Raw genomic sequence first — 9015 nt, forward strand, 5'->3', positions numbered from 1 at the left:
GGGGCAGCGGCGCGGCCGGCATTACTCTGCCGCCGCTGCCGGACGATCTGCGTCGGCAGGAAGCGCATGCGCCTGTTGTCGAAGGCGAGCCTGTCATCGCGATCCTCGCCCGTGAGCGCCAGGCGCTCGACCGCGTCAATGCCCGCCAGGGGCGCACCGTTCAATTCTACGACGACCTCACCAGCAGATATGGAACACGCCGATGATGAACGCCATTTCGCTTGCCCTGACGAATCCGATGCTGAGCGGTGGAGGCGGGGCGGGCGGCGACCCCGATCGCTACATGTTCTTCGCGACCCGCAACCGCATGCCGTCTGGAAACATCGTCACCGCCGCATCCGGCGCGAATTATGTCTGCAGCAAGATCGTCGTCAACACGCCGCAGTATAAGACCAGGAGCTTCCGCTTTCACCTCTCGGGCTTCGCCTCGACAGAAGGCGGAAATTCGCCGCAGGAAACGGTCGTCACCGGCACGATCGGCACGCCGGGCAATGCCGTGGTCGCCGATGCGATGTTCATCAGGGTCGCCGGCGTCTTTTACCAATGCACCTTCGCCGGCCTGAACACGGTGACCGTCGCTGACCAGACGAACGGCGCCTGGACGGACGAGCTGACCATTCCCGATGTCGCACCGGAAAGCGAAATCGAAATCTGGCTGTTTTATCATACCGCCGTCGGGGAGAAGATCTGGCCGGTCTACCGCATCCAGAAGCACCGCGGCGAACGCGTCTGGGGTGCGGGCGATCTCGCCACGCTGCTCGCCTTCAAGGACACCCCGCTTGCCGACAGCACGGCCGCACTCGATAGCAATTACGCGACCGTCACCCAGCCGCAATATTACGGGCCTGACTTCATGGTCGCCAAGGGCGATTGGGGTGGAAGGCCGGTCGCCCTTGCTGTTGTCGACAGCCTGGGGGAAGCGCGCCAGCAGTTTTCCGCCGCCGCCGATGCGCGCGGCAATCTCGGCTGGTTTCGCCGCTGGCTCGATGCGGACGGCGGCATCGGCCGCATTCCGCATCTGATGATCGGCATGCCGGGAAACGGTTCCGTGCGCGAGCTCACCGGCACCGGTGCGGCGATTGCGACCCGGCGCTGGGCCATTCTCGACGAGATCACCGCCTTCAACAACAATCAGAGTCCGTTCACCGTCATCGCCAACCAGATGGGACAGAACGATACGGCGGCGACCTACACGCAATTTTTCAACACCAATTACAGAAGCCTGATCACCAGGCTTCGGGCGCGCTACCCCGGCGTCAAGATCGTCGCCTTGCCGCCGCTCGGCCGTACGGTTTCCACCCGCACGGTCACCTTGACATCGGTCGGCACCGTCGTCACGGCAACGATCGCCTCGGGCATCAACGGGCTTGCGACCGGCCAGACGGTGTCGATCTCCGGCGCTGCGCAGACGGAGTATAACGGCAATGTGGTGATCACGGTCACTGGGCCGAACAGCTTCACCTATAATTTTGCCGGATCGGCGACATCGCCCGCAACCGGCACGATCACCGCCAATGATCTCTATCTGAGGGCCGCCTACCAGAGCTTTTCGGCCAACAACACCTGGCCGGCGGACGGCACGGATGCCTCGGGCAAATGGCGGCTGCGCGCCGATCTTCTGGCGAAGACCTCGGCCTGCTGCGACGATGCGATCGATACCTATGCGGCCTGGGTCTCCGCTGAAAGGGACGGCGTCTGGCCCGGCATGCTCGAGCTGCCGAGCACGGCGGTGACCGTGCAGTCGGGAACGGACGGGGTTGCGACCTACACGACGATCGAAGTGGCGGATGCCGGCATCTTCGCGCCGGAGCAGGAGATCAACACCTATGCCGGGCCGGATGGTATCACCCGCCTGTCGACCACGTCGATCGGCAGCATCTCCGGCAACACCCTGACCATCTCGATACCGCGCTCCACGGTCCTGCCGGTCGGCTCCATCGTGCGCCCGAGTGTCACGCCGGATGGCGTCCATCCCTACGGCGCGGTGATCGACCGTGTCGTCAACGGCATTCCCCAATCCGAAAAGCTGAAACTCAATCCTTGAGCGGTCAAGCGGAAGAGGCTTGTCGCCTCGTCACTTCGGTTCCGGCTGCTGGATTACCGGCGGCGGCGTTTCGCTCTTGCCGCTGCCTTGGATGAACGGCTTAATCAGCGGAATGCTCAGGATCGACGCGACCATAACCCCGATGATGATCATCAATAACATTCTCATGGCCTTGCCTCGCGCCATACCGATCGACGCTATCTTGCGGCATGTAAACTTTTACGCAAAATTCTAGGATTCAACATTCTCCGGTTGAAAACGTTCCATCCCCAGAGGGGAGATAGATGACATCCAATGACGATATCCTGCGCGCCCTCGGGCGTGTCGAGGGAAGGCTGACCGGCATCGAGGACAACGTCGCGCTTCTGCGCAAGGAGGTCAGCGACGAAAAGGTGAGTGCCCACGACAGCCGCGCCGTGCTCCACAAGCGGCTCGACGAGCAGGCCAGGCAGATCGCCCAGCTCGATACAAGTGTGGCGATCAGCGGCGGTGCGGATGCGCAGATCCGTGAGGAAATCAAAACCCTCAAGGAGACCGTCGAGAAGAACCAGGAGGCGGTCGCGCCGGCGCTTGACGAGTGGAAACGGATGAAGACGATCGGCTACGGCATATCGGGACTGATCGCCTTTGCCGGCCTGACCGTTGGCGGCGTGATCGCCTATGCGAGCGACGGCGCGGTAGCGGCGCTCAGGCACTGGTTGAAGATCAATTGAACCGCGGCCGTCGGTTTTGCGACAACGACAGCTGTAAAAACAAAGACTAAAGCGAGAGAAGCAATCTAAAGATTGCGAGGCGGTTCAGAGCCGCGCCAGCAGCCATCTCATCAATCAGCGGGCGAAGCCTGCTCAGCGGAATTTGCTAGATGCGATCCCCGATTCTGTCCCCCCCCTCAAATTCAGCTCGAGGGAATGAACCACCTGCTTGCCGTAGCCTTCGATCAGCCGCTCGTATTCCTGCTCCGGCACGCCGTAGCAGCCGCCTGCGATCTCGATCAGCTTGCTGCGGTCGGTGATGCGGACGTTGCCGCGTGTCGATCTGATCGCGTGCATGCCTTCAAGAATGTGCAGCTCATCGGTGACGCTCGCCCGCCTGACGCCGAGCATCAGCGCCAGGAATTCGTGCGTCAGCGGCAGATCATTGCCGTCAATGCGGTCGTGGCACATCAGCAGCCAGCGGGCCAGCCGCTGATGCATGTTGAATTTCGCCGCTGCCAGCGCGCTGTGGGCAAGCTGCAGCTCGCAGGTATGCACATAGCGCAGCAGCAGTTGCCGCGCCTCGGGATGGTCAAGGATCGGAAGAAAATCCTCCGTGGCTACCTGAAGCCCGTGACCGGCCACCTGCATGAAGGTCTTGTTCGGCGTTCGCTCGACGCCGAGGACGACGGGGTAGCCGGCGATGCCCTCGCGTCCGATGTGGCGGATTTCAACGCTTTTGCCGTCGGCGCTTTCCACAACCATCGAGGCGAGGCCGCTTTCAAGAAAACAGACATGCTCGATCGGCTGGCGCGGCCGCACGAGCGAATGGTTGACGGGAAGGTCGATGGGCTCGAGAAGCGGCGCGAGACGGTCGAATGCATCCCTCGGAAACGAGCGCAACAGCCTGTTCTTCACTCCGCTCTGCATCATCATTGTCATGATTCCACACCGCCTGCTGAATGACAAACGCGAGGTTAATCCCTTGGTTCAGGGATTTCACATTCTGTGCGGTTTTGACAATTGCAACGACCGACGATGTCTTGGAGAGCCGCAGCGCGACACCGAGCCAATCTCCTGCAGCGCGCTGCCCGCTGCCGCGCGTTTGTGTGATCTAGTCCAGGCGGATAGCGGATCGGAAGGGGACTGTCGCGACCAGCGAGCCGTCCTCAGTCATGATCTCGAACGCACCTCCGTCTGCCGGATCGCCGGTACGGATCCTCTCCGCAATGATCTCGCGGGCGGAAAGGGTTGCTTCCTCGCAAGCAAGTTCAGGTGAAGCGAGGTCAATGCCTTCCGAATCTTCCTCGAAGACATCATTCCTGCGGACGTGGAAAAAATATCTTGGCAATTTCTGTTCCTCCATCAATTGAGATGGCCCGCCTAACTCAGCTTGCGACAAATTGTTCCTCCCGATCTTCAGACGAGCGCTACCCCAGGGGACCGAGCGTTGTTACAAAAAACGCCCCACCAAAGCGGGGCGAGTTGGGTTTTCTTGGGAGTTGGCGGGCCGCACGGAGAAATCGAAGTGCATGGTCGTTAAACCTTCCTCCGCACGACCCGGCGCCCTTACGCCGGCGAAAGGCTCTTGTTCCCGGCCGACCGCATTTTTCCATTCATCGCAGCAATCGTTCTGCTGCCGCCGGCAAATGCACCGGGGATAGCCTCAACGATTTGCAGGCTGCCGATCTCCGACGCACCGACGTCAGCAATTGTCGCCTGGCGTCGCGCCGGCGCAAAAAAAAGCCCCGCATGAGCGGGGCAAGGATGGAAAGGCGGATTGGGGCGTGCATCCCATCATCCTCGCGCGTAACTCGGCGGCGGCGGAAAAGTTCCAGCTACCGATACAATCTCTGAAATTTTCCAGAAAGCGGCGAAGCCCACGAGCTTTCACGAGACGGAGCAAACGAAACCTGGCCGCACGAAACTCTTGCCACCTTCTGTAAAGATCAAATTTTAGCATCTGCTAACGAACAAAATGCCGGCGTGTCGGTTTTCCTCTCAAGGAGGAAACAGTCATGAAGACCATGAACAATCGCCAAGTTCGCATTCCCGGACCGCGAGAGCATGATGTTGCCGAACATTGCCGCAAGTTCGGGATCGGCCCGGCGGAGGAGAAGAAGCTGAAGAAGCTTCTCGGCCCCCGGGCGCCGCTCCATGAAATCCACGCGAACGCTCCGCCGCGCCAACCCAAGTGGCGTTAGGCCAGGAGACGTGCGACGCGGTTCTCCAGGAATGCATCAAACAAAAGGTGAGAGCGGTTCGGTCCATGAAAGCTGAACCGCTCTCGTTTGTGGGGGGGGTGCGACAGGCGGGGCATATGAGTGCTTCACGCCGCATTACGGCAATGACTCAAAGATTGAGCGAAACGGAAGGTGCCGCGAAGGCGGGTGAAAGAGCTTCTGTTGCCCGGATTTTCAACAATCGATTTTGTTTGAGACCTGGACATAACTGCTCGGCTTGCTCCATCTGGATTCGCTGAAAGCCCCGCTCCGGCGGGGTTTTCGTTGGCGTTGCGATGCGCCTGTCGGTTTTCGCCCCGCGGGAGTTTATCGGTGTGGCGGTCGCAACGTGCCCGGGCAGGTTGTTGATGATCTCTCGGCGGATTTTCCGGGATCGTGGCGTCGCATTTTTGCCGGGGAACTTCCGACAAGATCAGGGGTTTTGGCGGCGGATCGCGCGGCAGGTCTCGTCTCCTGTACCACTGCTACCCCTGCAGTTGCTGCGCGATCCACTGATGCAAGCACGATGATAGCCGCTTTGCTCCCGGCTGCTGCCAGCGGCCAAGATCATTGCAGGCCGTGCGTCTCTTAGCTAAGGCGCGCAACGGACGCTGCACCAGTCGTTCGTCACCTTGATGTTGAAAGTTCCCACCGTCGAAGACGCCGCAATCCGCGTCGACCTCAGCACCTGCGCTGGCACACGAAGCCACCGGTGCGGGCCAGGAAAGCGTTTCAACGCCGTGGGCGCCGCGACAGCATGAGAATGTAATCGTCGGCGATATCGGCAACCACCATGGCGGCTTCAGCGGCCGTATATCCTTTGCCGATGGCGTCGCTGACGATTTTCATGACGGCCGGCTCAAGCGCTTCCCGACAGTCGGACAGACTTTCGACATGCGGGCATTTTGCACGAAATTCCAAGACATTGTTCATGACATACCCTCCATTTTGATTGAGCTCGGCCCCTATGCATGGAAGCCGCCTTTCCACGAAAAGGCAGGCAACGATTCCGGCGAGCTGCTTCAGGAACCAGAAGTGTTTTCCTGAAGCTACGATGGCATAGGCCCCGATGTATTCAAGCGCATGCTGATATTAAGGTAAGCCAGTAGGGTTAATTCGTCCGCTGATGTTGCATCGTGGCATCGAAAGCAGATGCAGGCCAGCCGCGGCTAGTGCATCGGCCCGCAAATCGGAATCGATCTTCGGAAGCACGATGCGTCGATCCAAAGTGTTACAGCGCCGCGCGGCTGAAAAGACGCGCGGCGCTGTCATGCATGTCCCTCAAAACTGTGTTTTGGGACGAAGGTATGCATGAACGCCTGGGTGGCTTCAGACGCTGATGCGCCGGCCGGCCTTATCAGCCTCCTTGCGATTGGCGCCGTGCTTTTCGATGATGCCTTTGGCATCCTCGTTGGAAATGCGGTGTTTCTTCGCGAAGTAGATGACGTCGTAGGGCCCGTCAGTCGCGGCCGCTTTGGCCGGCTGGGCCTTTTTCGCTGTGTCGTTGGTCATGATTTTTCCTTTCAAGGCAATGTGGCGCCGGACATCAGGTCATGTCAGCGCCTATTCTCTCCGGAACGAGGATCGGAGAACCGTCACCCTCAATCCGGCATTGGTCGAAGAACTGGCTTCGTGCCGTTTTATCGATGCGCCCGGGCCGTCTTGTGTTTTTCCCAGATCTGCGTCGCCTGCGCTGCGATCCCGGTCTTGTGGAAGCGCAGCAGGTGAAGTCCTTCATTGCGTCGTTTTTCGTCGAAGGCGCTGTTTTCGTAGTCGGAGCCCTCGACAATGCTCTCGCTTTGAAGAACGGCCTTCAATTCCTGCACATAGTGTCCGGTGATGTTGAAAAGGGCTTCATTCTCGGGTGTGTCTGTCATCGTTTTCCCTGTGGGTGGTCGTGTGGCATTGAACGCGATGCTGGTTCAGCAAGCCGCGTTGGTAAGATGCATCAAGCAATCCGCGCCCCTATGGGAAGGCTGGTATCGGACAGCGCTGAGCCGTGTCTGTCTGGAGTTCCATATATCGTACAGCAACGCCGCGCCGTGAATCGATGGTGGAGGCGCGGCAGGTCTGAAGACGCCACCTTAAACCACTTGCCGTCCCGATACCACGTCAATCGAAATGCCGAAGAATATGGAGGGAGCAGGCTTGTCTTCGCTTTCCGAGCTTAGAACAAGCGATCCGGGTTCCCACCAAAACGGTTGCTTCTGCAGCAGAGACCAGGCGTGGAGGCGTTCGTCATGCCGGGCCGGCGTATCGGTCAGCTCATCATAGGTGCCCTGAACAAGCACGCTCTTCCACGTTCGGTTTTCGCCGAATTCTTCAACCTGAACACAGGCGGGTGAATGGGCCCGCAATAGATCAATCTTCAGGCCCGGCATGGAAAATATGAAGAGCCGGTCTTTTTCACAGGCATACTGAATGGGAACGATATAGGGATATTTTTCGCCGAGACATGCCAGGTGGCCACGGGTGTGGCCTGCCAGAAAGGCGAGGCAATCTTGTTCACCCATTTCTCGCAGTTGCATCGCACTATCCAATTCCGTCAGCGTTTCAGCCCTTCATCTGATCGGCAGCCTAGCGTCTTGGCTCGCCGCAACAGTCTTGCAGCGCCTACCAGAAGACATCCTTGAAGATGATATAGACGATAAAGGCCAGACAGATTGCCGGTGTCGATTTCACCAGAAAGTCGATATACCGGAACCTGCCGATATGCTGAGCGACGCGTTTCCACGAATGGATGTTTACCGTGGAAGACATCATGCCCTCCTTTGGTTGGGGCCGGGTAACTCTGATCACCCCGGGAAGCAGCACCCGTTCACAAGCTGCCACTACACCAGATATGGGCGCCAAACATCTGCACTGCAAGGCGTCGCGGATTGCCGGTCCTGCAGCGAGATCCCGCTGCTGCGCACGATCGCAAAGTGCGGCGCGGATGTCCCAGGATTGCTGGGCACGTCCATACAGGGTTGCGCTTCTACCTCAACCATCGCTTCGATCAGTTTCAGCCGATCGAGTTTTCGCCGATGATCGTCGTAGAGCCTGCTGAGCAGCGCATAGGCCAATCCGGAGGGTCTGCCTTTGCGCAATAGTTTCCTGATCACCATTTCCTGATCAGCAACGCGATGCGCCGCCTTCACGATATGGCGACGTGCCAGCTTCAGGTCTTTCGGGCGGTATCGTGTCGAAACCATATGCTTTGCTCCCCTGTCTCATACGGCAGTAGCAGGATGGTCGCAGTTTCAGTTCGCCGACCGCACGCCTTCCATCGGTCAGCGAAAATCTGCGGCCGTGAGCGTAAAGTTATTTCCGCGTCTATGCTGATAGGCCCGCGATGCGGCTTCCTGAATCGAAGAACGCGCTGCATCAAATGCATTGAGGTAGGCGGCTTCGGAAGAATTATGGGTAATCGTGCTGCCGAGGGCTGCTTCTTCGACCAGAAACCTGACCTCGAACATGCCGTCATAGCCGGTGAAGCGGACACCTTTTCGCGCTTCGTCGAAGCTGCGGCTTCTGTTGGGGAAAATAAGCGTCATTGCGGTTATCCTTGGAAATGGGCGCGGCCGACCTGCGGAGCTCGGGCACCGGTGATGATGGATGCACGAAGGGCGAATAGCTTGATGCCGGATGTCCGGCGATCAGCCTGCCTGCATGTCGGAGCGTCCAGCAGATATCAATGGATGGTCTGCACGATGACCCGGTTTTCAAGCAAAGCTTCCGATGTCTTGATCAAGCGCATCGTACCCGTGATAACCTCATCGGAATAGAGCGAATCCGCACGGGAAATTTCATCCGTCATATCACGGAGAACTTTGTTGATCTCGAGCAGTGACGGCACGAATTCCACCAATCCGGCGGCTGCCAGCCCGTGCGTCAACCGCGCGATTGCCTCTCTCAGGTGATTGACCAGTGCACGCCTTTCCACCGGCAGTGCCGACGGCTTTGTGAGGGTCGCTTCATCGTTGAACCGCATGATGCGAATCCTCCTCTCACTGAAATGGGTTCCGCCACGCCATTATCAATGGCCGTAGCCGAATGAGGTTGCGGTCAGCTGGCA

General features: G+C 59.0%; 15 protein-coding genes. 4 read left to right on the forward strand and 11 right to left on the reverse strand.

Features of this window, described 5'->3' with window-relative positions; translation table 11 throughout:
* Positions 1–20 precede the first annotated feature (20 nt).
* On the forward strand, positions 21–206 hold the full coding sequence (locus tag N2600_RS05325) for a hypothetical protein (protein ID WP_260298883.1): 186 nt from the start codon (positions 21–23) through the stop codon (positions 204–206).
* Positions 203–2044 (forward strand): SGNH/GDSL hydrolase family protein, encoded by a 1842-nt coding sequence (locus N2600_RS05330; protein ID WP_260298324.1) that lies wholly within the window; start codon positions 203–205, stop codon positions 2042–2044. The genes N2600_RS05325 and N2600_RS05330 overlap by 4 nt, the downstream gene beginning before the upstream one ends.
* A gap of 30 nt (positions 2045–2074) precedes the next feature.
* Here the strand turns inward: N2600_RS05330 and N2600_RS05335 are convergent, their stop codons facing one another.
* Positions 2075–2200, reverse strand: a complete 126-nt coding sequence (locus N2600_RS05335; RefSeq protein WP_260298901.1) for a hypothetical protein — start codon at positions 2198–2200, stop codon at positions 2075–2077.
* 128 nt (positions 2201–2328) lie between these two features.
* Here N2600_RS05335 and N2600_RS05340 point away from each other — a divergent pair, with 128 nt between their 5' ends.
* A complete protein-coding gene (locus tag N2600_RS05340; RefSeq protein ID WP_260298325.1) occupies positions 2329–2757 on the forward strand; it encodes a DUF1515 domain-containing protein in 429 nt (142 codons plus the stop codon).
* A 132-nt stretch (positions 2758–2889) separates the two neighbouring features.
* On the opposite strand, the gene N2600_RS05345 is transcribed toward N2600_RS05340, so the two are convergent.
* Together N2600_RS05345 and N2600_RS05350 are read right to left on the reverse strand one after the other, a co-directional pair.
* Positions 2890–3678, reverse strand: coding sequence for a Crp/Fnr family transcriptional regulator (locus tag N2600_RS05345; RefSeq protein ID WP_260298326.1), 789 nt, complete (start codon positions 3676–3678; stop codon positions 2890–2892).
* 172 nt (positions 3679–3850) lie between these two features.
* Positions 3851–4087, reverse strand: coding sequence for a DUF6894 family protein (locus N2600_RS05350; RefSeq protein ID WP_026154058.1), 237 nt, complete (start codon positions 4085–4087; stop codon positions 3851–3853).
* A 667-nt stretch (positions 4088–4754) separates the two neighbouring features.
* On the opposite strand from N2600_RS05350, the gene N2600_RS05355 reads away from it, so the two are divergent.
* Complete coding sequence (locus N2600_RS05355) at positions 4755–4940, forward strand: hypothetical protein (RefSeq protein WP_017963404.1); 186 nt, start codon at positions 4755–4757, stop codon at positions 4938–4940.
* Between the two features lie 750 nt (positions 4941–5690).
* Here N2600_RS05355 and N2600_RS05360 read toward each other — a convergent pair.
* The 8 genes from N2600_RS05360 to N2600_RS05395 form a co-directional block, all read right to left on the reverse strand.
* Positions 5691–5891: a hypothetical protein gene (locus tag N2600_RS05360; RefSeq protein ID WP_017963405.1), complete on the reverse strand. Its 201-nt coding sequence runs from the start codon at positions 5889–5891 to the stop codon at positions 5691–5693.
* A gap of 396 nt (positions 5892–6287) precedes the next feature.
* A complete protein-coding gene (locus tag N2600_RS05365; RefSeq protein ID WP_222295974.1) occupies positions 6288–6470 on the reverse strand; it encodes a DUF3606 domain-containing protein in 183 nt (60 codons plus the stop codon).
* A gap of 128 nt (positions 6471–6598) precedes the next feature.
* Positions 6599–6835 (reverse strand): hypothetical protein, encoded by a 237-nt coding sequence (locus tag N2600_RS05370; protein ID WP_162119610.1) that lies wholly within the window; start codon positions 6833–6835, stop codon positions 6599–6601.
* A gap of 207 nt (positions 6836–7042) precedes the next feature.
* The gene (locus tag N2600_RS05375; protein WP_260298328.1) at positions 7043–7486 is read right to left on the reverse strand and encodes a pyridoxamine 5'-phosphate oxidase family protein; all 444 of its coding nucleotides are present in this window, start codon (positions 7484–7486) and stop codon (positions 7043–7045) included.
* Between the two features lie 85 nt (positions 7487–7571).
* Positions 7572–7718, reverse strand: a complete 147-nt coding sequence (locus tag N2600_RS05380; protein ID WP_260298329.1) for a hypothetical protein — start codon at positions 7716–7718, stop codon at positions 7572–7574.
* A gap of 71 nt (positions 7719–7789) precedes the next feature.
* Positions 7790–8152 (reverse strand): hypothetical protein, encoded by a 363-nt coding sequence (locus N2600_RS05385; RefSeq protein WP_260298330.1) that lies wholly within the window; start codon positions 8150–8152, stop codon positions 7790–7792.
* 78 nt (positions 8153–8230) lie between these two features.
* The gene (locus tag N2600_RS05390; protein WP_170279068.1) at positions 8231–8494 is read right to left on the reverse strand and encodes a DUF1488 domain-containing protein; all 264 of its coding nucleotides are present in this window, start codon (positions 8492–8494) and stop codon (positions 8231–8233) included.
* 137 nt (positions 8495–8631) lie between these two features.
* Positions 8632–8931 carry a hypothetical protein gene (locus N2600_RS05395; protein ID WP_260298332.1) on the reverse strand — a complete coding sequence of 100 codons (300 nt, stop codon included), beginning with the start codon at positions 8929–8931 and terminating at the stop codon, positions 8632–8634.
* Positions 8932–9015: the final 84 nt, after the last annotated feature.

Origin of the sequence: Rhizobium sp. WSM1274 (genome assembly GCF_025200775.1) — a bacterium.
Taxonomy (GTDB): Bacteria; Pseudomonadota; Alphaproteobacteria; order Rhizobiales; family Rhizobiaceae; genus Rhizobium; species Rhizobium leguminosarum_I.

What these genes read in the sequence shown, in the direction of transcription:
- N2600_RS05385 (WP_260298330.1), bottom strand. Translation starts at nt 8,152, where the DNA reads ATGGTTTCGACACGATACCGCCCGAAAGACCTGAAGCTGGCACGTCGC.
- N2600_RS05355 (WP_017963404.1), top strand. Translation starts at nt 4,755, where the DNA reads ATGAAGACCATGAACAATCGCCAAGTTCGCATTCCCGGACCGCGAGAG.
- N2600_RS05375 (WP_260298328.1), bottom strand. Translation starts at nt 7,486, where the DNA reads ATGCAACTGCGAGAAATGGGTGAACAAGATTGCCTCGCCTTTCTGGCA.
- N2600_RS05345 (WP_260298326.1), bottom strand. Translation starts at nt 3,678, where the DNA reads ATGACAATGATGATGCAGAGCGGAGTGAAGAACAGGCTGTTGCGCTCG.
- N2600_RS05330 (WP_260298324.1), top strand. Translation starts at nt 203, where the DNA reads ATGATGAACGCCATTTCGCTTGCCCTGACGAATCCGATGCTGAGCGGT.
- N2600_RS05360 (WP_017963405.1), bottom strand. Translation starts at nt 5,891, where the DNA reads ATGAACAATGTCTTGGAATTTCGTGCAAAATGCCCGCATGTCGAAAGT.
- N2600_RS05395 (WP_260298332.1), bottom strand. Translation starts at nt 8,931, where the DNA reads ATGCGGTTCAACGATGAAGCGACCCTCACAAAGCCGTCGGCACTGCCG.
- N2600_RS05380 (WP_260298329.1), bottom strand. Translation starts at nt 7,718, where the DNA reads ATGTCTTCCACGGTAAACATCCATTCGTGGAAACGCGTCGCTCAGCAT.
- N2600_RS05370 (WP_162119610.1), bottom strand. Translation starts at nt 6,835, where the DNA reads ATGACAGACACACCCGAGAATGAAGCCCTTTTCAACATCACCGGACAC.
- N2600_RS05365 (WP_222295974.1), bottom strand. Translation starts at nt 6,470, where the DNA reads ATGACCAACGACACAGCGAAAAAGGCCCAGCCGGCCAAAGCGGCCGCG.
- N2600_RS05390 (WP_170279068.1), bottom strand. Translation starts at nt 8,494, where the DNA reads ATGACGCTTATTTTCCCCAACAGAAGCCGCAGCTTCGACGAAGCGCGA.
- N2600_RS05340 (WP_260298325.1), top strand. Translation starts at nt 2,329, where the DNA reads ATGACATCCAATGACGATATCCTGCGCGCCCTCGGGCGTGTCGAGGGA.